Genomic DNA, 23,606 nt, shown 5'->3' with positions numbered 1-23,606 from the left:
CCCATGGGCAAGCAGCAGGAGTTCGTGCTTCGGACGCTCGAAGAGCGTGACATCCGGTTCGTCCGGCTGTGGTTCACCGATGTCCTGGGGTTCCTGAAGTCGGTGGCGGTGGCGCCGGCCGAACTGGAGCAGGCCTTCGAGGAGGGCATCGGCTTCGACGGCTCGGCGATCGAGGGCTTCGCCCGGGTCTACGAGTCCGACATGATCGCCAAGCCGGACCCGACCACCTTCCAGATCCTGCCGTGGCGCTCGGAGACCCCGGGCACCGCCCGGATGTTCTGCGACATCCTGATGCCGGACGGCTCGCCCTCGTACGCCGACCCGCGGTTCGTGCTGAAGCGCACCCTGGAGAAGGCCTCCGCCCAGGGCTTCACCTTCTACACCCACCCCGAGATCGAGTTCTTCCTGCTGAAGAACCTGCCCGGCGACGGCACCCCGCCGATCCCCGCCGACCAGTCCGGCTACTTCGACCACACCCCGCGCGGAGTGGGCCACGACTTCCGCCGCCAGGCGATCACCATGCTGGAGTCGATGGGCATCTCGGTGGAGTTCTCCCACCACGAGGGCGCCCCCGGCCAGCAGGAGATCGACCTGCGGTACGCCGACGCGCTCTCCACCGCCGACAACATCATGACCTTCCGGCTGGTGATGAAGGAGGTCGCGCTGGAGCAGGGCGTCCACGCGAGCTTCATGCCCAAGCCGTTCTCCGACCACCCCGGCTCGGGCATGCACACCCACCTCTCGCTGTTCGAGGGCGACCGCAACGCCTTCCACGAGTCCGGCGCCGAGTACCAGCTCTCCAAGGTCGGCCGCTCCTTCATCGCCGGCCTGCTGCGCCACGCCGCCGAGACCGCCGCCGTCACCAATCAGTGGGTGAACTCCTACAAGCGGATCTGGGGCGGCTCCCAGCGCACCGCCGGCGCCGGCGGCGAGGCCCCGTCCTACATCTGCTGGGGCCACAACAACCGCTCCGCGCTGATCCGCGTCCCGATGTACAAGCCGGGCAAGCAGGGCTCCACCCGCGTCGAGGTCCGCTCCCTCGACACCGGCTGCAACCCCTACCTCGCCTACGCCGTCACCCTGGCCGCCGGCCTCAAGGGCATCGAGGAGGGCTACGAGCTCCCGCCCGGCGCCGACGACGACGTCTGGGCCCTCACCGACGCCGAACGCCGCGCCCTCGGCATCCAGCCGATGCCGCAGAACCTCGGCGAGGCCATCGACCTCATGCAGCGCAGCGAGCTCGTCGCCGAGACCCTCGGCGAGCACGTCTTCGACTTCTTCCTGCGCAACAAGAAGCAGGAGTGGGAGGAGTACCGCTCCGAGGTCACCCCGTTCGAGCTGCGCAAGAACCTCCAGGTGCTGTAGTCGCAGGTCAGGGCGGTTCCAGCCTGAGCATGGGCCCCGGGTCGGCGGCGTGCAGCCGACGCCCCGGGGCCCGCTTCAGTCCTCCTGGGCCGCCTGTGGGCCGTCAGGCATCGGATCGGCGGCCCATCCGAGCGTTTCGTAGAGCCTGTCGACGGCCCGGCGGGTCCGGCCGTCGCTGCTCGGCATCAGGTGCGTGTAGACCCGCAGCGTGAACCCGGGGTCGCTGTGCCTCTGGGCGCTCCCCGGCGGCGGGCACGACATCGGGGAATCCGTCGCGAACACGGTGGTTCGTGAGGTGCGCGAGGAGACGGGAATCGACGTCGAGGTCGACTCCGTCGTGGGCCTGTACACGGACCCGGCGCACGTTATCGCGTACGACGACGGGGAGGTCCGGCAGCAGTTCTCCATCTGCTTTAGGGCCCTGCCTGTCGGCGGCGCGCTGCGGACAAGTTCGGAGTCGAAAGAGGTCCGTTGGGTGGACCCGGCGGACCTCGGCGACCTGGACATTCACCCGTCTATGTGGCTGCGGATCACGCATGGCTTGGACGCCACCCGGGTGCAGCCGCACATCGGTTAGGCCATGGCGCGGGCCTGAATCAGCTGGCTGTCGACCCGGCGAGCGGCCGCGTCGATCTTCGGCTCGGCCCGTCGGATGAACCGGCCGACGATGTTGTCGGGCCCTTACCGGCCCACGATCTCCGCGATCTGGTCGGGAGTCGTTGTCGGCGTGCCGTCCGGCGTCGTCGTCATGTCGCAGTAGATCAGCGCGTCCACCAGGTGCGGCTCCTCCAGCGAGAATTCCGCCTCCGGCTCTTGCCGCAGGCCGCGCTCCTCCGCTTCGAGCAGCGCGCACGAGTGGTGGGCGACCAGCCGCACGACGCGCTCGTCGATGTTCTCCGCACGCAGGAACCGCGCGCCGTCGAGCAGGTGGAATCCAGTGTCGACGATCCGCGGCGAGTAGCCGACGTCGTGCAGGACGGCGGCGGCCTCCAGCAGCTCGGCGTCCGGGCCGAGGATGCCGGCGAGGGTGCGCGCCTTGCTGGCCACCCCCTTCGAGTGGGACCAGCGGCGGGGAAGGTCGTTGTATCTGCCCCTTGAAGATTCTGGTCAGGAGTGCTCAGAGGGAAGAGCGCGGACGCGCCGGCCCTTCCCATGGCGCACTTCGAGAACGCCGGTGCCCTTCAGTTGGGCGAGGGCCCGTCGGACAGTGCCCCGCGCGGCGCCGGTCGCTTCGGTGAGCTCCTTCTCTGAGGGGAAGTCGGCTCCGACATCGAGCGTCCGCACCAGCCCGAGGAGCTGGTCGAGCACCGGCGGCTTGCGTTCGGCGCCCACAACGACCCACCCGGCTCAGGGCCGTGACGTGATGAGGCCCTTCGCCGCAAGGGACTCCAGGGCGCGACGAACCGTGGTACGGCCAACGCGGTGGGTCTCCATCAGTTGACCTTCGGAAGGAAGCGACGTCACTGCGGAGTTCCTGCTGATCTCGGTCTCGATTACGTCGGCGATCCGTAGGTAGGTACCGCGCGGGCTACGCTCCGGCACTAGCCGCTCCTTTCTCGGGTCAGATACCTAGCCAGGATGAACGATCGCGGAGCGCAGTTGCCAGCCTCTGGGTCGGTAACCCGCGGCTGGCAGTTCCCTACACTGGGTTCTGGCTCCGGAGCGGGCTGAATCTTCTCCAAGGGCATAGGGCACGTCAGAACGTCCCGGTCGCTCGCCGACGCACCAGTCTGCATCCAGTTCTGACGGCGTCCAAGGCCGCGCTGGTGGCCAGGCGGTAGAGAGGGACCGAGCCCAGAACCCTGGTGTGGCTGGGGTAGGTGGCTCTGCCGTCTACCCACTGACCGGGACCGGTCCCCGTGGCGAGCGAGAACGGGGCCACTCGGCCAGGCTCTAGAGGCCTGACCGAGTGGCAACGGCTTTCGGTGCCCAGCCGCGCTCAACCTCAGGCCAGAAAAAATTGCGGCCAAAATCCGCTGCGCCACCCTAGGACGCAGACTGGCCCTCGGCCTGGTAGAACTCCTGAAGGTCAAGAATAGCTCGACGAATCGCGCGGTGATCTTGCATTGGCACATCGATCCCCACATATCCCTCTTCGTCATTTTCCTCGAAGATGGGAAGGAAGCCCGAAGGGGCGCTCTGTGTCTGCGTCAGGTCGACATATGCGCCATAGTCAATACCCCAGATGTCAAATCGCTCACCCGGTCTATCCTGTGCAGAGTACCCGCGGCGCAAAATGTGAAGCGCGCGGGCATCAAACAAAGCAAGCAATAGCTCGTCGCGAGCATCCGCGTAATTGACCAAGAATGCTCGTGCGCGTTTGCGCCTGATTACTTCCGTGACGATCCATTCCAGCAGTCGACGGGCCTGAGCCAGACTGGACAGGCCAGTCATCTTGTCGCCGTGGTACCAGTCGCGCGTGGCGTCCCTGACCATTTGGACGGCAATTTTTCCCTGGCCGGCTTTCATGGCAGCCCTGGCTGCAATATAGAGGGCATCTCGGGGGACGCCTTCGGCGGCCCGGATCAGCTCATCAAATGAGCGCCTGTCCGTAAAGGCCGTAGTGGCTAGATTTATTCCGGGCGTCAAAAGCTGAGAAAGCGGGGAGTTTGTGGTAGTTGCGGCAACAGCTGTGAGGTGCTTAATGAACAAGCCTTGAAAGAAGGAGCGCGCGCGGTCTTCGTTTCCTTCGAACACGAGAAAGTCGTCGAGATTTACGTGCGCACCGATATCTGCTCCAAGCTCCATTCCGATCGTAACGCCATCAACCTGGGCCCTAAAGTTGGACTGTTGCTCAATGGCGGCAATCTTCACCGTGAACTTGTGGACTGGGAGTACGCATCGGGCCAAAAACTGGGCTAGGTATGGCTGGAGATCTCGGGGAACGCTGCTCCACTCGTCAAGAAGAATCCAAACTCTCCGGCTGGAAAGTGTGGCCCCCAGCTCGCGAAGCGCCCGAGCAACGTCGCTGAAGTTTAGGCTGATCCGCTCTGCACCCTTGCGGGTTTCTCGGTTCAGGCCGCGATCTTCAGATGATGTCTCATTGGCGATCTTTACGCCCAGCTGCACACTCTTGAGTGCTGCGCCTGCGTCGACCGAGGCCCCCGCCTTGACTCCCGCCTTGACTTCCGATTCCTCTGTTCGCTCTACCTCGCCCTGGACTCGAACAGAGGTAAGTGCGGCGATGAGCTGGTCCGCCTTCTCGACGAAGCGGCCATCGTCCATGAGGGAGTCATCGTCTACCACTGCGTTGAGCAACGAGTCATGGAACTGACCAAGCAGGTCTACCAGCAACCGCGCTGCCCGCTCTGTGATGGGAGCGGAATCCGGGTCAAACAATCCGTTGGCCGAGCCGATCGTCCGAAGGTCGATGTACATGGCCAAATCGCCATTAGCCGCCGCTTCAGATCCTAGATAGCTAAGAGCGTGGGTCTTGCCAGTGCCGCGACGGCCATAGATGACCTGATGATCCACAGTATGGATAACATCCACAACGCCTGAGTCTACGAATGTCTCATGGAGTTGTGGTCCTTCTTGCTTCTCCGCGCGTTTCGGGATCTGCTGGAAGGCTCGGTTCAAGGGCGAGAGAGCGGACATAAGCAGCAGGCTACTCTGTGAGCCGTGCGCGTGCCAGGCTCGCAGATGAACCAGCTTGTTCGCTGCATGCGCACTCTGAGGTGTTTGTTGGGTGTCGGCAGCCGTGCTGCGGGCCTCGGCGGCGCAGGTCGCGGCCAGCGGCCATCGACGCGACAACTTTTACTCCGTCGCTGACTGTCTTGGCCAGGAGCGGGGCTGGGCCGTCTTTGGGCCGTACAGGGTTGACCTACGACGACCACCGGGACTCACCAGCGGCCGCTCCGCGATGGCTGATCAGTGGCTGAGTGATGCTCTGGGGGAGTGGCATCAGTTCCTGCGCAACAAGAAGCAGGAGTGGGAGGAGTACCGCTCCGAGGTCACCCCGTTCGAGCTGCGCAAGAACCTCCAGGTGCTCTGACGGCGCGTCAACCGGTGGGGGCCGTGCGGGGGGTGTCCCCCGCGCACGGTAATCCGTTAGGCCATTGCGGTTACTCTGCAGCGGTGCGAGCCGTCGCGGGGCGGTGAAGGGGCGTATTCAGAAGATCCGTTTTGCGGATCACCCTGGAGTGTCATGCGTACTCGAATCACCACCCTGGCTCTGTCCGGACTGACCTCGGCCGCCCTCGTGTGGGGTACCGCCTCCGCGGCCTACGCCTCGTCCTCCGTGGACCACCGTGTCGGCGCCGAATCGGCGGAGGCCCAGGGTGAATGGGTCGACGGGCTTCTCCGCCAGGCCGCGGAGAGCCGTGACAGCGTCGTCCACAGCTGGACCTTCGACAACCGCGGTGCCCTCCCGGGCGAGGCGACGGCCAGTCACTCCTTCTGGACCGACGGCGTCGGGGCGGCGGCCGCCACCGGGCAGGGCGAGGCGTCCCGGCCGGCGGAGGCGGCGGTCGGCCAGGACGAGGCGGTGGTCGGCCAGGACGAGGCGGACCGGGGCCGGCCCGCGCCCCGGCCGTCGGTGCCCGGTGCCGTCGAGGAGCTGCTCGAAGCGCCGGCCCCCACCGGCAAGCACTGCCACGAGGAGCCCGCCTGCCCCTGCCACCACGGTGACCACGAGGGCCACGAGGGTCACGGCGGGAACGGGGGCAACGGCGGGAACGGCGGGAACGGGGGCAACGGCGGCCACCAGGCCCAGGCCGAGGAGCAGGCCCAGGCCCAGGAGCAGGCCCAGGAGCAGGTGCAGGGCCAGTCCCAGAGCGGCGAGCAGGCCCAGGAGCAGCACGTCAACGTGACGGTCATCGTGCAGAACCACATCCACAACGACAACAGCGCGAACAACGCCGCCATCAGCAGCGCGAACAACACCTCGCAGAACACGGTGCACAACTCCGCGCAGAACTCGGCCAGCAACACCGCGAGCAACACGGCGAACAACAGCCAGTCGGCCTCGCAGAACAACAGCCTCACCAACCTCAACAAGGCCAAGTACGGCGAGAAGGAGCGGGCGTCCTACAAGCCGTCCCACTCCGGCCACCACGGCCAGGGCGGCCACGAGGGCGGCCAGGGCGGCGGCCACGGCGAGGAGCACGGCGGTCACCACGGGCAGGAGTACGGCGGTCACCACGAGGAGCTGGCCGAGACGGGCAGCGGCGCGTCGCCGGCCCTGCTCGGCCTCTCGGCGGCGCTGGTCGCGGCGGGCGCCGCGGCCGTGCGGATCGGCCGGGGCCGCCGGTCCGCGTGACCGGGCCCGGCCCGCGGGGCGCCGGGTGAGCGCGTGAGCGGACAGGACGAGCGGATGACCGACGGGCGGTGCGCGAGACGGCGCACCGCCCGTCGGTCGTGTGCGTCTCGCGAGTGGGGCGGGCCGCGGGCGCGTACCCTGCTGGAGCGGACGGACGGAGAGGCCGATGGCGGTGGACGAACAGCGGGCCGGAAGCCGGGTCAGCCGGCCGGAGATCAGGCTGGTGCGGCGCGGGTTCACCGATCCGGGGCAGGCGCTGCGGCTGCTCGCCGAACCGGCCCTGGACGGGCTGGCCGCGGACCCGCTGCTGCTCGACGCGCTCGCCGCCACCGCCGACCCCGACCTCGCGCTGCTCGGCCTCTCCCGGCTGCTGGAGGCGGCCGATCCGGTCGACCGGCAGACCCTGCGGGACACCCTGACCGCCTCCAAACCGCTGCGCGACCGGCTGCTCGGCGTGCTCGGCGCCTCCACCGCCTTCGCCGACCACCTGGCCCGGCACCCGCGCGACTGGCACGTGCTGGTCACCTTCGAGCTGCGCGACATGCACCCCGGCCCGGAGGACTTCCGCCGCGCGCTCGCCGAGGGCATCGCCGCCGACCCCGCCGGACGCCCGGCCGACGCGCTGCGCGTCGCCTACCGCCGCTGCCTGCTGGCCATCGCCGCCCGCGACCTCACCGGCACCACCGACCTCGCCCAGACCGCCGCCGAACTCGCCGACCTGGCCGGCGCCACCCTGCAGACCGCCCTCGACCTGGCCGCCGCCGAGGACCCGCAGGCCGCCGCGGCCTGCCGGCTCGCCGTCATCGGCATGGGCAAGTGCGGCGGCCGCGAGCTCAACTACGTCTCCGACGTCGACGTCATCTACGTGGCCGAACCGCGCGAGGGCGTCGACGAGCAGGAGGCGCTCAGGGCCGCCACCCGGCTGGCCGCCGCGCTCACCCGGCTGTGCGCGGACACCACCGGCGAGGGCACCATCTGGCCGGTCGACGCCAATCTGCGCCCCGAGGGCCGCAACGGCCCGCTGGTCCGCACCCTGGCCAGCCACCTCGCGTACTACCAGCGCTGGGCCAAGACCTGGGAGTTCCAGGCGCTGCTCAAGGCCCGCCCGGTGGCCGGCGACCAGGAGCTCGGCGAGGCGTACACCGCCGCGCTGGCGCCGATGGTCTGGCAGGCCGCCGCCCGGGAGAACTTCGTCGCCGACGTGCAGCAGATGCGCCGCCGGGTGGTCGACTCGATCCCCGCCACCGAGCTGGACCGCCAGCTCAAGCTCGGCCCCGGCGGGCTGCGTGACGTCGAGTTCTCCGTCCAGCTGCTCCAGCTGGTGCACGGCCGCACCGACGAGGCGCTGCGCAGCGGCAACACCCTGGAGGCACTGGCGGCGCTCTCCCGAGGCGGGTACGTGGGGCGCGCCGACGCCGCCTCGCTGGATGCCGCCTACCGGTTCCTGCGCTCGCTGGAGCACCGGATCCAGCTGCACCGGCTGCGCCGCACCCATCTGATGCCCACCGGCCAGGAGGACCTGCGCCGGCTCGCCCGCTCGCTCGCCCCCCTGATCAACGACGACACCCGGGCCGACCCGGTTGCCGCGCTCCAGCGGGAGTGGCGCCGGCACGCGGTCGAGGTGCGGCGGCTGCACGAGAAGCTGTTCTACCGGCCGCTGCTGGATGCCGTCGCCGAACTGCCGCCCGGCGCGGCCGGCCTGCGCCCGGAGGCGGCCCGGGCCCGGCTGGAGGCGCTCGGCTACGCCGATCCCGCCGCGGCGCTGCGCCACCTCACCGCGCTGGCCTCCGGGGTCAGCCGCAAGGCCGCCATCCAGCGCACCCTGCTGCCGGTGATGCTCGGCTGGTTCGCCGACTCCGCCGACCCGGACGCGGGGCTGCTCAACTTCCGCCAGGTCTCCGACGCGCTCGGCCGCACCCCCTGGTACCTGCGGCTGCTGCGCGACGAGAGCGCCGCCGCCGAACAGCTGGCCCGGGTGCTGTCGGCCGGGCGGCTCGCCCCCGACCTGCTGCTGCGGGCGCCCGAGGCGGTCGCCGTGCTCGGCGACCCGCAGGGCCTGGTGCCGCGCGGGCGGGCCGCCGTGGAGCGGGAGGTGCTGGCCGCCGCCGGCCGGGCCGACTCCACTGCCGCCGCGGTGGCCGCCGTCCGCGCGGTGCGCCGCCGCGAGCTGTTCCGCACCGCCGCCGCCGATGTGCTCGGGCGGCTCGGCGAGGATCCGGCGCAGGCGCTGGACGCCGCCGGCGAGGCGCTCACCGCGCTGAACGCCGCCACCCTGCAGGGCGCGCTGCGGGCCTGCGTGGCGGGCTGGGAGGAGCGCAACGGCGCGCTGCCGACCCGGATCGCGGTGATCGCGATGGGCCGGTTCGGCGGGCACGAGCTGGGCTACGGCTCGGACGCGGACGTGCTCTTCGTCCACGAGCCGCTGCTCGGCTCGCTGGAGGAGGACGCCGCCCGGGCCGCCCAGGCGGTCTGCCTGGAACTGCGCGCCCTGCTGGCCGCGCCCTCCACCGAGCCGCCGCTGGAGGTGGACGCCGACCTGCGGCCGGAGGGGCGCAACGGCCCGCTGGTGCGCTCGCTCGCCTCGTACGCGGCGTACTACCGGCGCTGGTCGCACGCCTGGGAGAGCCAGGCGCTGCTGCGCGCCGAACCGGTGGCGGGCGACCCCGAGCTGGGGGAGCGGTTCCGGCAGCTGATCGACCCGCTGCGCTACCCGGGCACCGGGGTCCCGGAGCGGGACCTGCTGGAGATCCGCCGGATCAAGGCCCGGATCGAGGCGGAGCGGCTGCCGCGCGGCGCCGACCCGACCACCCACACCAAGATCGGCCGGGGCGGGCTGGCGGACGTCGAGTGGACCGTCCAGCTGCTCCAGCTGCAGCACGGGCACGGGCTGCCGGGGCTGCGCACCACCCGGACCAGGGCGGCGCTGGCGGCGGCGGCCGGGGCCGGGCTGGTCGGGGCGGAGGACGCGGAGGTGCTGGACGCGGCCTGGGTGCTGGCCTCCCGGGTGCGCTCGGCGGTGATGCTGGTGCGCGGCCGGCCGGGGGACTCCTTCCCCGCGGACGCCCGTGAGCTGGCGGGGGTCGCCCGCTACCTGGGGTACGGGGCCGGGCACAGCGGGGAGCTGGTGGACGACTACCGGCGCACCACCCGGCGGGCCCGGTCGGTGGTGGAGCGGCTGTTCTACGGGTGAGATGAAGGGGTGGAGCGGCTGTTCCACGGGTGAGGTGAAGGGCCGGCGGAGCGGGGAACGGCGGAGGGGCCCCGGTGATCCGGGGCCCCTCCGCCGTGAGGTGCGTGCACGTGCGGGTCCTGCGGGCGCTACCGCCGCGCCGTGGTCACCGCGGGTTCGCTCCACTGTTCCGGGACGGTGACCGGCTCGGCCGGCTCCGCCTCCCGGGCGGGCACCTGGGGGAGGCGGTAGACCCAGGAGTGGTAGAGCCAGCGGGCGGCCAGGAAGCCCACCAGCAGGCAGAGCAGGCCGCCGACGGCGTCCATCCAGAAGTGGTTGGCGGTCGCGACGATCACGACCAGGGTGGCCACCGGGTAGAGCAGGCCGAGCACCCGGACCCAGGTCCGGCGGGCCAGGAAGAAGATGGTCAGACCGCACCACGTCGACCAGCCGATGTGCATCGAGGGCATCGCGGCGAACTGGTTGGAGACGTGGGTGGCCGGGCCGGAGGCCATCGAGCCCCAGGTGCCGTGGGTCTTCACGGTGTCGATGAAGCCGCCGTCGGTCATCAGCCGGGGCGGCGCCAGCGGGAAGAAGTAGAAGCCGACCAGTGCGATCGCCGTGGTGACGAACAGCACCGTGCGGACCGCGACGTAGCGGCCGGGGTGCCGGCGGTAGAGCCAGACCAGGACGCCGATGGTCACGATGAAGTGCAGCGTCGCGTAGTAGTAGTTCATCCCGGTGATCAGCCAGCCGACGCCGTCGACCGCGTGGTTGACCGAGCGCTCGACGGCGATGCCGAGGGAGTGTTCGAGGTCCCAGATCCAGCCGGCGTGCTTCTGCGCCACCGATTCCTGCTCGGGGACGGCGTTGCGCACCAGCGAGTAGACCCAGTAGCTGAGACCGATCAGCGCCAGCTCGAACCAGATCCGCGGGCGCGCCGGCGAGCGGCGCTGGTCGCGGACACGGTCGCGCAGGACGGAGGTACGGGTCCGGGCGGCGCGGGTGGCTCCGTCGGGCATGCGGCCGCCGTTCTGCTGGCTCTCGGTCGGTTCCCCCATGGACGAGAAGTCTGCCAGACGTCCCGTAGCCGTCCGCTCATCCTCCGGAAGTGGATTCTTCACCGGCTGTCCCCCTTGAGAGGTAGGGGGTGGCTCCCACCGGGTGAGGGGGTGCGATCGGGTCTGGTGCGGACCGGTGGGACGGACATACGTCCCATTGTCATGCCGGGAGGGCCGGGCGGCGCAATCGGGGTGGGGGGCAGCGGACGGGGGCGCGCCCGCCACCCGCGGTGGGGGGCTCGGACCGTTTCAAGCCGCTTCCGGTTCCATTCAATGAATGGAGTTGTCCGAAAACCGACCATGGCACGGCCGGAAAGGTGACGTGCCGCGCCCGTCCGGCGCTGTCCGCCGCCGTTCGGGCCGGGGGTGGGCCCTGAGCGCTGGTCAGTGCCCGCCGGAGGTGATCAAACCTTTTCGGCAGTGGTGAAAACGATCTCCAGTAGTTCTTGCCGCCGTAACACCGCCGCCTCCCCGGCGGATCTACGGGCCGGTAGCTAATCGGCCAATCCATGGCATGCATCTGTCATTAACGGCTCGTTTGCTGCCACGATTCCTCCGGCTGCAGACGAGGGGGCCCCACCCCCCGGTGCAGCTGTCCCAGGTGAGGAACAGTGCGTCCCCTGCCGGAAAACGCCCGACCACCTCGCTCCGCAACCGCACCCGCGCCGCGTATCGGCGGCGGGGGCCCCCACTGAGCCGCAACCCTGCGGCCAGGTTCTCTCCACCGCCGCGAACCCCGTGGCGGTCGGAAAAGGAGTCCGCATGTCCCGTTACGCCCATGCCCGGAAGGCCGCGGTTGTCATGGCCGCAACCACCGCGCTGCTGGTGACCGGCATCCCCGTCATCGCGCAGGCGGTCACCCCTGACGCGCCGGCGGCCGTCGCCGCGCAGCAGGCCGGCCGGGCCGAGCTGATCGCCTCCGCGAACCAGCAGACCGCCGGCCTCGCCCAGGCCCTGGGCCTGACCGGCGACGAGAAGCTGGTCACCAAGGACGTCGTCCAGGACGCCAACGGTGCCCGCCACCTGCGCTACGAGCGCACCTACGCCGGCCTGCCGGTGCTCGGCGGCGACCTGATCGTCCACCAGGACGCCACCGGAGCCACCACGGGCGTGACCAAGGCCAGCGAGGCCGTGCTGAGCGGCGTCACCACCACGCCGAAGCTCGCGGCGCCGAAGGCCCAGGAGGCCGCGCTGGCCTCCGAGTCGGGCTCCGTGCTCGACACCGCCCCGCGCCTGGTCGTCTGGGCCGCCGACGGGACCCCGAAGCTCGCCTGGGAGACCGTCGTCTCCGGCAAGGAGTCGGACGGCACCCCGAGCCGCCTGCACGTGGTCACCGACGCCGCCACCGGCGCGGTGCTGAACAAGGCCGAGGGCATCAAGACCGGCACCGGCACCGGCGTCTTCGTCGGCACCGTGCCGCTGACCACCACCCAGAGCGGGTCCACCTACCAGCTCAAGGACGGCACCCGCGGCGGTCAGTACACCACCAACATGAACCACGGCACGTCCGGCAACGGCACGCTGTACAGCAAGACCACCGACACCTGGGGCAACGGCCAGGCCAGCAACGGCGAGTCCGCCGCCGTCGACGCCCAGTACGGCGCCGCCGCCACCTGGGACTTCTACAAGAACACCTTCGGCCGCAGCGGCATCCGCAACGACGGCGTCGGCGCCTTCAGCCGGGTCCACTACGACACCGGCTACGTCAACGCCTTCTGGGACGACAGCTGCTTCTGCATGACCTACGGCGACGGCAGCGGCGACACCCACCCGCTGACCGAGCTGGACGTGGCCGGCCACGAGATGAGCCACGGCGTCACCTCCGCCACCGCCAACCTCAACTACTCCGGCGAGTCCGGCGGTCTGAACGAGGCCACCTCGGACATCTTCGGCAACGCGGTCGAGTTCTACGCCAACCTGCCGAAGGACAACCCGGACTACCTGGTCGGCGAGCTCATCGACATCAACGGCAACGGCACGCCGCTGCGCTACATGGACAAGCCCTCCAAGGACGGCCGCTCGGCCGACTCGTGGTACTCGGGCGTCGGCAACCTGGACGTGCACTACTCGTCCGGTGTCGCCAACCACTTCTTCTACCTGCTGGCCGAGGGCAGCGGCGCCAAGGTGATCAACGGCGTCAGCTACAACAGCCCGACCGCCAACAACGTCACCGTCACCGGCATCGGCCGGGACAAGGCGCTGCAGATCTGGTACAAGGCGCTGACCTCGTACATGACCTCCACCACCAACTACGCCGCGGCGCGCACCGCGACGGAGAACGCCGCCAAGGACCTCTACGGCGCGGGCAGCCCCGAGGTGATCGCGGTCGGCACCGCCTGGGCGGGCGTCAACGTCGGTACCGTGCCCCCGAACCCGGGCGGCGTCACCGTCACCAACCCGGGCAACCAGAGCACCAAGGCCGGCACCGCGGTCAACCTGGCGATCCAGGCGAACGGCGGCACCGGCGCGCTGACCTACTCGGCCACCGGTCTTCCGGCCGGGCTGTCGATCAACGCCTCCACCGGCGTGATCACCGGCACCCCGACCACCATCGGCAACTCCAGCGTCACCGTGACGGCCAAGGACTCGGCGGGCAAGACCGGGACCACCAGCTTCACCTGGGCGGTCACCGACCCCAACACCAGCTGCACCCCGGCGCAGCTGCTGGGCAACGCGGGCTTCGAGACGGGCACGGCCTCGCCGTGGACCGCCTCCAGCGGCGTGGTCGACAACTCGTCCTCGCAGGCCGCGCACGGCGGTTCGTGGAAGGCCTGGCTGAACGGCTACGGCTCGACCCACACCGACACGCTGTCCCAGACGGTCTCCGTCCCGGCCGGCTGCAAGGCGACGCTGAGCTTCTACCTGCACATCGACACCGGTGAGTCCGGCACCACCGCGTACGACAAGCTGACGGTCCAGGTCAACGGCACCACGCTGAAGACCTACTCGAACGTCGACGCGGCCGCCGGCTACCAGCTGCGGACCTTCGACCTCTCGGCCTACGCGGGCCAGTCGGTGACCCTCAAGTTCACCGGCGTCGAGGACGCCTCGCTGCAGACCAGCTTCGTCATCGACGACACCTCGATCGCCACGAGCTGACCCGGCGCCGGTCGACCCGGCGGGAACCAGGTGAGACAGGGGCAGGGCCCGGCGGGTGCGACCGCCGGGCCCTGTGTCGCGACCACGGTGACGGGGCAGAACGTCTACGTCTCCGGCGACGGGGAGGGGCCCCTCCCCGTCGCCGGTCAGCCCCGGCCGATGTACGGCATCGCGCTCGCCATCACCGTCGCGAACTGCACATTGGCCTCCAGCGGCAGCTCCGCCATGTGCCGCACCGTGCGCGCCACGTCGGCGACGTCCATCGTCGGCTCCACCGCGACCCGCCCGTCCGCCTGGGGCACACCGCTGCTCATCGCGGCGGTCATCTCGGTGGCGGCGTTGCCGATGTCGATCTGCCCGCAGGCGATCCGGTACGGACGGCCGTCGAGCGAGAGCGACTTGGTCAGCCCCGTGACGGCGTGCTTGGTCGCCGTGTAGGCGGCCGAGCGCGGACGCGGGGCGTGTGCGGAGAGCGACCCGTTGTTGATGATGCGGCCACCCTGCGGCTGCTGCGCCCGCATCTGCCGGAACGCGGCGCGGGCGCACAGGAAGGCGCCGGTGAGGTTGACGTCGACCACCGCCCGCCACTCGTCGACGTCGAGTTCGTCCACCGTGCCCGCGGGGCCGGACGCCCCGGCGTTGTTGAACAGCAGGTCCACCCGCCCGAAGCGCTCCACGGCGGCCGCGAACAGCGCGTCCACGGCCCGGGGGTCCGTGACGTCGGTCGGCACCACGACCGCCCCGGCGCCGCTCAGCCGTCCGGTCTCCCGCAACGCCGCCGCGCGCCGCCCGGCGAGCACCGGCCGCCACCCGCCGGCGGCGAGTTCCACCGCCACCGCCCGCCCGATCCCGCTTCCGGCTCCGGTGACGACGGCGACGCGTTCCAGCATGACGGGCTCCTCGGCCGGGGACTGCGGGCTCGGACGGACTGCACGATCCGCCCAACGATGTCAGCGCCGGACTCCCGCGGCCAGCCCGGGACCGGACCCGCCGAGTGGCGGGGGAGGGTCCCCGCCGGTCGGGAGGGGTGCCCGGCGGGCTTTACCCGATCGGGAGCAAACATTGGACCGGTGCTGGCCAATGCGCAACCGGGGCGGGGCGGTCCACGTCATAAGATCGCAGGGCGGCGCGCCCCTCGTGAGGGCGGCGCGCAGCCTCCCGGGGGTCTCGCAGACAGCCGCGCCCCGGGCCTGTCCGGCCCCACCCGGGGGCCACCGCCCGGCTCCGAGGGAGCGGGCGCGACACCGGTCGGAGAGTTCTCACCGTGCAGCCGCAGTCCTCCCGTTCCCGCGCCGTGCTGACCGGCGCCACCGTCCTCACCCTGGCCGCCGCGCTGGCGGCCTGCGGGAGCACGGGCGGCGGGACGGCGGGGAAGCCGGGGGACGCGGTGAAGGGCGCCACCGCTGCGGCGGCGGTCGCCGGCGGTGCCGGTGGCACGGCGGGCTCGGCGTCGTCGTCCGCGCCCGGGTCCCCGGCCGCGGGTTCGAGTTCGGCCGCGGGTGCGAGCCCGACGGCGGCCACGGGCGCGCCGTCCGCGACCGCGCCGCCCGCGCCGAGCGGCAAGGTGCTGATGCCCACCGGCCCGCAGGCCGCGTTCAGCAAGGCCAGGGACACCGCCGCCGGGCAGATCATGATGACCACGCTGACCGGCCCCAAGTCCGGGGTCACCGGCAAGGTCTGGGTCTGGCTCCCGCCGGAGTACAACGACCCCAAGTACGCGCGGACCGGCTTCCCGGTGCTCACCCTGTACGCGGGCGGCCAGAGCGCTGGCTACAACACCTGGACCGACAACCAGCTGCCGATCCAGGAGGTCGACGCCGACCTCGCCAAGCAGGGCAAGGCGCATCCGTTCATCATGATCATGCCGGTGCAGAACCTCGACTCCAACGAGGCCAAGGCCCTGGAGTGCGCGGACATCCCGGGCCAGCCCAAGATGGGCACCTGGATGGCCGAGGACATCCCCGACTTCGTCCGCGCCAACTTCCGCACCGTGAAGGGGCGCGACGGCTGGGGCCTGATGGGCGCCTCCACCGGCGCGTTCTGCAGCGCCAAGCTCGCCCTCCAGTACCCGGACACCTTCAAGGCCGCCGTCCCCATCGACGGCTACTTCAACCCCGACTCGCCGCTCTGGAAGGGCCACGAGGCCGAGCGCCAGGCCAACAGCCCCGACCTGCTGGTCGCCCAGGGCAAGGCCGACGTGCGGATCCTGGCTACCGCCGGCGGCGGCAACGCGTACGAGATGAGGCTGGTCAAGGCCTGGGTCGCGAAGGCCGCGCCGCCGCTCACCGTCGAGTACTACGAGCAGCCCGGCGGGAAGCACCTGACCAGCGACTTCAAGAAGATGATCCCGGACACCCTGCAGTGGCTCAGCAGGAACCTCGCGGGCCCGCAGGGCGACTGAGCCCGGGGGCCGGGCGGGCTCAGCGGACCGCCGAGTCCCGCCAGCCCTCGTCGACCGCCCGGACGAACCCGGGCGTCATCGCGAAGTCCCGCACCGCCTCCAGCGGCGGGGTGGTGTAGACGCCGTTCACCGGGGCGGAGTCGAGGCTCAGGGTCAGCATCCGGCCCTGGGCCGTGACGAGCCGGATCCAGACGGACATCGGCTGCCCGCGGTGCACCGGGTGCAGGACCCACGCCAGGGCGCCGTCGGGGAGCGGCACGGTGAGGCAGTCGGTGCCGAAGGGGTCCGCCGGCTCGCCGCTCGGCAGCTTCGGGGCGCAGGGCGTCTTCCGGTCGGAGGGGCTGCGGGCGGGGCCGTTGAACTCCCGCATGAACCTGATCCGGCCGTCGCCGGCGCGCTGCATCGTGAAGTCGCGGGAGCTCGCGCCCTCCTCCACCCCGGTGACGCCCGGCAGCGGGTGGTCGCGCAGGAACCGCAGCAGGTCGGCGTGGCCCGCGGCGTTGAGCCGCCAGTCCTCGGCGACGAGCTCCTGGGAGGTCGCGGCGGTCGGGGCGGTCGCGGAGGTCGCGGAGGTCGGGGCGTCCGGCGCGGGCGGGACCGTGGGAGTGGGCGGGGCGGCCGGGGTGGTCGCGGAGGCCGGGGTGGTCGGCGCCGCCGCCGGGGCCCCGGGCCCGGAGCGGCCGGTCACCGCGACGCCGGCCGTGGCGACCGCCGCCACCGCGACCGCCGCCGCCGTCACGGTCAGCACGCGCCGCCGCAGCCGCAGCCGCGCGCCGGCCCGCTTCACCTGCGGTCCCACCGGCGGCACGGCCGGCTCCTGCTGGTCCAGCACCGTGCGGAACAGCGCGCCCATCTGCTCGGCGCCCAGATCCCGGTCCTCCTGGCCCATGGCCCTCCCTCTCCTCGTCAGCCCGTGGTGGTCGCTCGGTCCGTGGTGCCCGGTCAGCCCGCGGCGATCTCGTGCACCGAGTCGCCGAGGATCGTCCGCAGCTGGGCCAGGCCCCGGTTGGTCGCGGACTTCACCGCGCCGGTGCTCTGCCGCAGGGCGGCCGCCGTCGACTCGATCGACTGGTCCTCCCAGAACCGCAGCACCAGCACCGCCCGGTAGGCCGGGCTGACCCGCGCCAGCGCCGCCAGCAGCGCCAGCCGCCGCTCCGGGTCGGCCTGCGAGCCGGTCCGCCGCCCGCCGCCGCGGCCGTCCTCCAGGAGGACGCCGGGGTCCGGCGAGGCCACCTCCTGCGAGGCACGCCGGCGCCGGGTGTCGACGTAGGCGCGGACCAGCGTCGTCCGGGCGTAGCCGTACGCCGTCTCCGGCTCGCGCAGCCGCGGCCAGCGGGCGTACAGCTTCACCAGGGTGGTCTGCACGAGGTCCTCGGCGAGGTGCCAGTCGCCGCAGAGCAGATACCCGGTGCGGCGCAGCGCGGCGTACCGGCCCGCGACGAACTCGTCGAACGTCCGCTCCTGATCCGGTGACATCCGGCCTCGCTGTCCTCGTCGGCTTCCCCGGTGCGACAGGTGGCGCACCCTCGCCCTGTTACACGGGACGGGTGCGGCGGAATGTTGCGTCGCGTTCGCCGGGGCGCCCGCCGGAACCGGTCGAACAGCCGCTGAGCTGCACGTCAATCGGACATTGATTCGCCTCTGATGTCCTCTCATCACTGTGGTGGGAGAGCCAGCCCGCCAGTTCTGCCAGGTCGAGCCAAGCCCTTGCCCGAGCGTGAAAAGAGTGCCATGCCCAGCCACCTGCTGTCCGTAGCGTCCCCGGCCCCGGCGGTCGTGCCCGCCCAGGGCGGCCCCGTGCACGAGCGCACCGCCGACGAGGAACCGCAGGTCATGCGCTTCGCCGGGTTGCGGCTGGTGCACGCCGCGCTCCGCCGGGACCTCGCCAGGCTGCCCAACGCGTTGCGGCTGCTGCAGCCCGGCGAGGACGAGAAGGGCGCCGCGCTGCTGCGCCACTGGACCTTCGTCACCGCCATGCTGACCTGCCACCACGAGCAGCAGGACACCCGGATCTGGCCGATCGTGCGCCGGTTCGCGCCGGAGCTGCGGCTGCTGCTGAACTGGCTGGAGTCGGACCACCACAACCTCGACCACTCGTTCACCCGGGTGACCACCCTGGTCCGGATCGCTAGCCGGGACACCGGTTCGGTCTGGCCGGTCGCCTACGCCATCGAGGACCTGGCGGCCCGGCTGGAGACCCATCTGCGGGTCGAGGAGCGCCAGCTGCTGCCGCGGATGGAGCGGGTCTTCGCCGAGAACTCGCGGGTGGGCAGCCTGCCCGAGCTGCTGGACGTGCTGCGCTCGGCCGACGGGCCGGGCAGCCCGGACGCGCTCGCCTGGCTGCTGGACGGCGTCGAGCCGGCGGTGGTCGAGCGGCTGCTCGCCGACTGCGACGACCTGGTGGCCCGGCACTGGCCGCACTGGCAGGCCACCTACCAGCGGTGCACGGCGCCCCTGTGGGGCGCTCCCGGGTCGTGGGACACGGCCGGCGAGTGAGCGCGGGGGCTTTTCGCGGCCGTTGATCTACGCGCGTGGCATACCCGCATGGCATACCCGTGGGGCATGGGCGTTCGGCATGGGCGTTCGGCATGTGCCCCGGTGTGCGCCCGGTGGGGCGGGGCCGGGGGCGGCGTTCAGCGCAGGCCGAGCCGTGCCAGGTAGCCCGGCAGGTGGGACGGGTCGTGGGTGGCCAGGCCCAGGTAGCCGTCCGGTCGGACGACGAACAGGCCCTGTCCGTACGTCCGCTCGGCGATGCCGCCGTCGATGCGGTGCCCGCGTACCCCGGCGGGCAGTGGTGGCAGGGGGCGGCCGATCGCGAGCACGGTGATGTGCGGGCCGCGGAACAGGCCGAACAGCCGGCGCCCCGCCGCGGCGGTCACCGGCGCACCGTCCGGCCCGTCGGCGTCCAGCGGGGCGTCGGGTGCGCGTTCGCCGGCCCGCAGCGCGTCCTCGGGCAGGCCGGGGCGCGCCTCGACGGTCAGCGGGCCGTCCTCGTAGCCGAGCCCGAGCTGCTCGGTGCGCGGGCCGCGCCGCAGCCCGCCGGCCCGGACCCCGCCCGCGCGGTGCAGCCGGGTGGAGATCTCCAGCACCTCGGCGGCGACGGGCAGGCGCTCCTGCTCGTAGCTGTCCAGCAATGCCTCGTCGGCGCCGTGCCGCAGCACCTGGCCGAGCTTCCAGCCCAGGTTGTAGGCGTCCTGGACGCTGGTGTTGAGGCCCTGGCCGCCGGCCGGGGAGTGGATGTGCGCGGCGTCGCCGGCCAGGAAGACCCGGCCCTCGCGGAACCGCTCGGCCAGCGCCGCGCGCGGCCGGAAGCCGGACGCCCAGTGCACGGTGCCGACCGCGGACTCCGGCAGGTGGGTGCGGGCCGCCACCGTGCGCCGCACGGCCCGGGCGGAGGTGTCGGGCTCCTCCGGGCCGCCGTCCGCCGGGCCGCCGTCCGTGGTGCCGTCGCCCGCGGTGGGGGTCCCCGGTGCGCCGTCCCCGGCCGCGTCGAACCGGGCGAACAGCTGGAAGGCGGTGGTGCCCGGGAGCGGGCAGAGCAGCAGCGCGCCACCGGGGGCCTTCGGCCAGCAGTGCCAGTGGTCGCGGTCCAGGCCGTCGATCTCGACATCGGCGACCAGCGCGGGGTGCGGGTCGACCTGCTCGCCCGCCATCGGGATGCCCACCGCCCTGCGGACGGTGGAACGGCCGCCGTCGGCGGCGACCAGATAGCGGGCGGCGACGGTGTGCCCGGTGCCGTCGGGGCCGGTCAGCCGGGCCTCGACCCGGTCGGGGTACTGGTCCAGGCCGCTCAGCGCGGTACCGAAGGCCACCTCGCCGCCGAGCTCGCGCAGCCGGTCGTGCAGCAGCTCCTGGGTGCGCCACTGGGGGAGCATCCAGACCGCCGGGAACGGCACGGTCGGGTCCGGCTGCGGGCGTCCGACGAGCTCCCACTCGCCCTGCTGCTCGCCGTTCTCCCAGTTCACCATGGGCGGGTAGGGGCGGCCGGCGGCGTGCACGGCGGCGAGCAGGCCGAGGTCCTCGAAGACCTCCTGGGTACGGGGCTGGAGGCCCTTGCCGCGTGAGCCGGGGAACAGCGTCGGGGCCTGCTCGACCAGCAGTGCGGACACCCCGCGCCGGGCCAGGTCGCAGGCAAGGGTCAGGCCGGTCGGTCCGGCGCCGACGATCAGCACGTCGGTCCCGCTCGGGAGGCCGGTCCCGCTCCGGTTCTGGGCGTGCGCCATCGCACACTCTCCTTAACGTTGTTAAGTGGCGGACGTGCAGAAGCATCGGCTTAACGGTGTTAAATTGTCAATGCCGGCCCTCGGGACCGGGATGACAGCAGCCGCCTGGAGGGAGGCTCGGGATGCCGCCGAAGCTGGACCGCGCGCAGGTGGTCGACACCGCGCTGCGGCTGCTCGACGAGACCGGGCTGGACGGGCTCACCCTGCGCCGGATCGCCACCGAGCTGGACGTCAAGGCCCCCGCGCTGTACTGGCACTTCGCCAACAAGCAGGCGCTGCTCGACGAGATGGCCACCGAGATGCTCCGCCGGATGTCCGCCGGATCGCCCGCCGTTGCGGACGACTGGCGGGAGGCGCTCACCGGCACCTGCCGCGCCCTGCGCGCCGCGCTGCTCGGCTACCGGGACGGCGCCAAGGTCTTCAGCGGCACCCGGCTCACCGACTCCGGCCACGCCGGGCGGCAGCACGCCCTGCTGGCCGTGTTCGACCGGGCGGGCTTCGAACTCGCCGACGCCGTCCTGGCCTTCACCACCGCGTACGCGTTCACCACCGGCTTCGTGATCGAGGAGCAGGCCGTCCACCCGGTGCCGGGGGAGCGGGCGCCCGGCTACGACCCGGACCGCCGGGCCGCCGGCATCGAGCCCGAGCACGCCCTCGCCGCCGCGGCGAGCCGGGAGCTCTTCGGCGACTTCGACCAGCGCTTCGAACGCGGCCTGGCGATCGTCGTCGCCGGGATCGGCGCCTCGCGGGACGCGCCGTCAACTCCGGCCGTCCCCTAGGGGTTCACCCCTCGGGGCGCGGGCCGGATCGGCGGCCCGGGGTGTCCGGGGCGGGCCAGGGGCCGGGTACCGCCGTGGGCCGATGTACGGCTGTCGGCGCGCGCCTACCGTCGGAGCCATGACCAGTGCGCCCACCGCCCCGCACCAGGACCGTCATCCGACGCCCCGCCCGACCACCCGCCGATCCCGCCCGCGTCCCGGCCGCCGCCGGGGGCCGGCCGTCCGCTCGGCCGCGCTCGCGGCCGGCGCCGTCCTGCTCCTCGGCGCCGGGCTCACCGCCTGCAAGGGCGGCGTCGCCCTCTGCCTCGACGACAACAGCTGCGACGTCGCCGTCCGCACCGACAGCGCCGACTCCACGTACAGCGCCGAGGTGTTCGGGGGCGACAGGACCCTCAACCTGACCGTCGGCCGGATCACCGACACCACGGCCGAGGTCAAGCTCGGCGACGAGACCAAGACCCTGACCGAGGGGGCCGCGACCGTCATCGGCTCCGCGACGGTCACCCTGCGCCACGCGAACGCGCACGACCACACCGCCGAACTCCGCGTCGTCCGCTGACCGGCCCTTCCCGCGCCGGACCCACCCGCGCCGGACCGGTCCGGCGCGGGAGGGCGCGGCAGGGCGTGCGGGGGCTACTCCGGCAGGCGGTTGAGCCAGGTGATCGGCGTGACCGCGATCGCCGCCTCCGGCGAGCCGTCCCACTCCACCGGAAGCCCGGCCGCCGCCAGCGCCGCGGCGACCTCCCGCCCGACCTCGGCCGTCCGCCGCACGGCCGCTTCCGTCGGCTCGTCCGCCACCTGGAACCCGCCGTACCGCAGCATCAACGCACCGCCCTCGGCGGCCCGTTCGGTGTCCTGCTGATGGAAGAACACGAACCCGCGCGAGTCCGGGGCGGCCTCGCCCCCGATCTCGGCGTAACCGCAGTTCGCGCAGCAGGTGAAGTCCATCGCGGCGACGATGCCCCGGTCCTCCAGGGCGTCGAAGGCGGCCCCCAGCCGGTCGACGTCGGTCGTCTCCGGCCAGGCGGCCTGCTCCTGCAGACGCTCCCGCCACAGCGGAGCGACGATCCGCTCCGCCTCCTCCACCGTCAGTCCCTGGTCGTCGAGGTCCTCGACCAGGGACTCGGCTATCTCGTCCGGCTCCTGGAAGCCGCACCGGATCAGTTCACGGGCCCGCTCCTCGGCGTCCCGCAGTACCTCGGCGGCAAGGGTGCTGTGCACGGTGTCCTGGTCCATGCCCGCATCCAAGCACCCGCCACTGACAATCCGGCCCGCCGTCGCAGCCGCCCGTGCGCCCGCCCGGCGCCCGCCCCGTCGGCGGCCGGTCACGCCGGGGCGAGCCGGAACTCCAGGTTGCCGAACCGCACCTGGTCGCCCGGCCGGACCCGCACCCCGCCGACGATCCGGTAGCCGTTCACATGGGTGCCGTTGGTCGACCCGAGGTCGTACAGCACCCAGCCGTCGCCCTCCCGGCGCAGCTCGGCGTGCTGCCGGGAGACGGACGCGTCGTTCAGCCGCAGTCCCGACCCGGGGATCCGGCCTATCGTCAACTGTCCGGCCCCGGCCTGCGGGAGGCTCAGGCCGGGCAGCCGCTCCGTGCGCCAGGCCGCGCCCAGCCGTACCCCGAACGAGGAGACCCGGCCGACCGTGCGCAGCACGAAGCGCCCCACCGGGTTCCCGGCCGGGAGGTCCGCCATCACCGCGTTCAGTTCGGCGCGGCTGCCCGCGTGGAGCACGAGGTCCAGCCGCCCGAGAAAGGTGTCGTGCGACAGCCGGCCGTTCCCCGCACCCTCCCGCAGCACCCCGAGCGCCCGTTCCCGCTCGGCCTCGGACGGCCGGACCACCCGGGTCCGGTTCTCACGCGACATCATGGACCGATTCTCGGCCGCTCCCCGCCGGGCTGTCCAGGTTCCGCGGGCCGCCGCTGCAGCGCGAAGCCGGCGCCCACCGCCGGCCGCCCGGCGTGCGCCCGTACCGCCCCCGGCGTGCCGAACGCCGCGGAGCCGGGCCGGAAGCCGCTCTTCCAACCGCCCGGCCCGCTCCACGGCCGGCCCCCGCGGTCCGGCCCCACCGGGCGGCGGCACCGCGAGGTGGACGACCGCGGAGGCGGGCTCGTCCGGGCCGTGGCCGGGACCGGCGAAGCGGACCAGCAGCAGCCGCACCGCCGCCCGTCCGGGGCGCGCCCCGGACGGGCGGCGGGCCGCGGCACCGCCCGCAGCCGGCCGGCCAGGTGCTCGGCCCACCCCCCG

19 protein-coding genes and 2 pseudogenes are annotated in these 23,606 nt (G+C 72.3%); 10 read left to right on the top strand and 11 right to left on the bottom strand.

Going from position 1 to position 23,606, the window contains the following annotated elements:
• The first annotated feature begins 3 nt into the window (after nucleotides 1-3).
• Together ACF1AK_RS01820 and ACF1AK_RS01815 are read left to right on the top strand one after the other, a co-directional pair.
• Nucleotides 4-1,365 (top strand): glutamine synthetase family protein, encoded by a 1,362-nt coding sequence (locus ACF1AK_RS01820; protein WP_376150213.1) that lies wholly within the window; start codon nucleotides 4-6, stop codon nucleotides 1,363-1,365.
• 208 nt (nucleotides 1,366-1,573) lie between these two features.
• A complete protein-coding gene (locus ACF1AK_RS01815) occupies nucleotides 1,574-1,942 on the top strand; it encodes an NUDIX hydrolase (RefSeq protein ID WP_391496790.1) in 369 nt (122 codons plus the stop codon).
• Here the strand turns inward: ACF1AK_RS01815 and ACF1AK_RS01810 are convergent.
• The 4 genes and pseudogenes from ACF1AK_RS01810 to ACF1AK_RS01795 form a co-directional block, all read right to left on the bottom strand.
• Nucleotides 1,939-2,442: pseudogene (locus tag ACF1AK_RS01810) on the bottom strand (HD domain-containing protein); the annotation flags it as partial. The gene ACF1AK_RS01815 and the pseudogene ACF1AK_RS01810 sit on opposite strands and share 4 nt — an antisense overlap.
• Before the next feature lie 30 nt (nucleotides 2,443-2,472).
• Nucleotides 2,473-2,697, bottom strand: a complete 225-nt coding sequence (locus ACF1AK_RS01805; protein ID WP_391496789.1) for a GntR family transcriptional regulator — start codon at nucleotides 2,695-2,697, stop codon at nucleotides 2,473-2,475.
• Nucleotides 2,698-2,712: 15 nt separating this feature from the next.
• Nucleotides 2,713-2,907, bottom strand: coding sequence for a GntR family transcriptional regulator (locus tag ACF1AK_RS01800; RefSeq protein WP_391496788.1), 195 nt, complete (start codon nucleotides 2,905-2,907; stop codon nucleotides 2,713-2,715).
• A gap of 444 nt (nucleotides 2,908-3,351) precedes the next feature.
• Nucleotides 3,352-4,962, bottom strand: a complete 1,611-nt coding sequence (locus tag ACF1AK_RS01795) for a hypothetical protein (RefSeq protein WP_391496787.1) — start codon at nucleotides 4,960-4,962, stop codon at nucleotides 3,352-3,354.
• Nucleotides 4,963-5,272: 310 nt separating this feature from the next.
• Between ACF1AK_RS01795 and ACF1AK_RS01790 the strand changes: the two are divergent.
• From ACF1AK_RS01790 to ACF1AK_RS01780, 3 genes and pseudogenes are all read left to right on the top strand, one after another.
• Nucleotides 5,273-5,359, top strand: a pseudogene (locus ACF1AK_RS01790) (glutamine synthetase); the annotation flags it as partial.
• Between the two features lie 153 nt (nucleotides 5,360-5,512).
• Complete coding sequence (locus ACF1AK_RS01785; RefSeq protein ID WP_391496786.1) at nucleotides 5,513-6,625, top strand: hypothetical protein; 1,113 nt, start codon at nucleotides 5,513-5,515, stop codon at nucleotides 6,623-6,625.
• 166 nt (nucleotides 6,626-6,791) lie between these two features.
• A complete protein-coding gene (locus ACF1AK_RS01780) occupies nucleotides 6,792-9,815 on the top strand; it encodes a bifunctional [glutamine synthetase] adenylyltransferase/[glutamine synthetase]-adenylyl-L-tyrosine phosphorylase (RefSeq protein ID WP_391496785.1) in 3,024 nt (1,007 codons plus the stop codon).
• Nucleotides 9,816-9,943: 128 nt separating this feature from the next.
• Here the strand turns inward: ACF1AK_RS01780 and ACF1AK_RS01775 are convergent, their stop codons facing one another.
• On the bottom strand, nucleotides 9,944-10,855 hold the full coding sequence (locus ACF1AK_RS01775) for a phosphatase PAP2 family protein (RefSeq protein WP_391496784.1): 912 nt from the start codon (nucleotides 10,853-10,855) through the stop codon (nucleotides 9,944-9,946).
• 762 nt (nucleotides 10,856-11,617) lie between these two features.
• On the opposite strand from ACF1AK_RS01775, the gene ACF1AK_RS01770 reads away from it, so the two are divergent.
• Nucleotides 11,618-13,954, top strand: a complete 2,337-nt coding sequence (locus ACF1AK_RS01770; RefSeq protein WP_391496783.1) for a M4 family metallopeptidase — start codon at nucleotides 11,618-11,620, stop codon at nucleotides 13,952-13,954.
• A 146-nt stretch (nucleotides 13,955-14,100) separates the two neighbouring features.
• On the opposite strand, the gene ACF1AK_RS01765 is transcribed toward ACF1AK_RS01770, so the two are convergent.
• Nucleotides 14,101-14,844 carry an SDR family oxidoreductase gene (locus ACF1AK_RS01765; RefSeq protein WP_391496782.1) on the bottom strand — a complete coding sequence of 248 codons (744 nt, stop codon included), beginning with the start codon at nucleotides 14,842-14,844 and terminating at the stop codon, nucleotides 14,101-14,103.
• 374 nt (nucleotides 14,845-15,218) lie between these two features.
• Between ACF1AK_RS01765 and ACF1AK_RS01760 the strand changes: the two genes are divergently transcribed.
• Entirely contained in the window at nucleotides 15,219-16,355 is a 1,137-nt protein-coding gene (locus tag ACF1AK_RS01760; protein ID WP_391496781.1) for an alpha/beta hydrolase, read from the top strand.
• 19 nt (nucleotides 16,356-16,374) lie between these two features.
• Here ACF1AK_RS01760 and ACF1AK_RS01755 read toward each other — a convergent pair whose 3' ends face one another.
• Together ACF1AK_RS01755 and ACF1AK_RS01750 are read right to left on the bottom strand one after the other, a co-directional pair.
• The gene (locus tag ACF1AK_RS01755; protein WP_391496780.1) at nucleotides 16,375-17,244 is read right to left on the bottom strand and encodes a hypothetical protein; all 870 of its coding nucleotides are present in this window, start codon (nucleotides 17,242-17,244) and stop codon (nucleotides 16,375-16,377) included.
• A 53-nt stretch (nucleotides 17,245-17,297) separates the two neighbouring features.
• Complete coding sequence (locus tag ACF1AK_RS01750) at nucleotides 17,298-17,831, bottom strand: sigma-70 family RNA polymerase sigma factor (RefSeq protein ID WP_391496779.1); 534 nt, start codon at nucleotides 17,829-17,831, stop codon at nucleotides 17,298-17,300.
• Nucleotides 17,832-18,086: 255 nt separating this feature from the next.
• Here ACF1AK_RS01750 and ACF1AK_RS01745 point away from each other — a divergent pair, with 255 nt between their 5' ends.
• Complete coding sequence (locus tag ACF1AK_RS01745) at nucleotides 18,087-18,851, top strand: hemerythrin domain-containing protein (protein ID WP_391496778.1); 765 nt, start codon at nucleotides 18,087-18,089, stop codon at nucleotides 18,849-18,851.
• Between the two features lie 137 nt (nucleotides 18,852-18,988).
• Here the strand turns inward: ACF1AK_RS01745 and ACF1AK_RS01740 are convergent, their stop codons facing one another.
• Nucleotides 18,989-20,578, bottom strand: coding sequence for an FAD-dependent monooxygenase (locus ACF1AK_RS01740; protein ID WP_391496777.1), 1,590 nt, complete (start codon nucleotides 20,576-20,578; stop codon nucleotides 18,989-18,991).
• A gap of 122 nt (nucleotides 20,579-20,700) precedes the next feature.
• Between ACF1AK_RS01740 and ACF1AK_RS01735 the strand changes: the two genes are divergently transcribed.
• Complete coding sequence (locus tag ACF1AK_RS01735; protein ID WP_391496776.1) at nucleotides 20,701-21,357, top strand: TetR/AcrR family transcriptional regulator C-terminal domain-containing protein; 657 nt, start codon at nucleotides 20,701-20,703, stop codon at nucleotides 21,355-21,357.
• Nucleotides 21,358-21,475: 118 nt separating this feature from the next.
• Entirely contained in the window at nucleotides 21,476-21,916 is a 441-nt protein-coding gene (locus ACF1AK_RS01730) for a hypothetical protein (RefSeq protein WP_391496775.1), read from the top strand.
• Between the two features lie 74 nt (nucleotides 21,917-21,990).
• Here the strand turns inward: ACF1AK_RS01730 and ACF1AK_RS01725 are convergent, their stop codons facing one another.
• On the bottom strand, nucleotides 21,991-22,593 hold the full coding sequence (locus ACF1AK_RS01725) for a DUF6891 domain-containing protein (protein ID WP_391496774.1): 603 nt from the start codon (nucleotides 22,591-22,593) through the stop codon (nucleotides 21,991-21,993).
• Between the two features lie 89 nt (nucleotides 22,594-22,682).
• Nucleotides 22,683-23,228: an FHA domain-containing protein gene (locus ACF1AK_RS01720; protein ID WP_391496773.1), complete on the bottom strand. Its 546-nt coding sequence runs from the start codon at nucleotides 23,226-23,228 to the stop codon at nucleotides 22,683-22,685.
• Between the last annotated feature and the right edge of the window lie 378 nt (nucleotides 23,229-23,606).

It is taken from the genome of Kitasatospora sp. NPDC015120 (assembly GCF_043080305.1).
GTDB lineage: Bacteria > Actinomycetota > Actinomycetes > Streptomycetales > Streptomycetaceae > Kitasatospora.
Note: the sequence above shows the minus strand (reverse complement) of the source record. Positions and strands in the feature narration are given on the sequence as shown.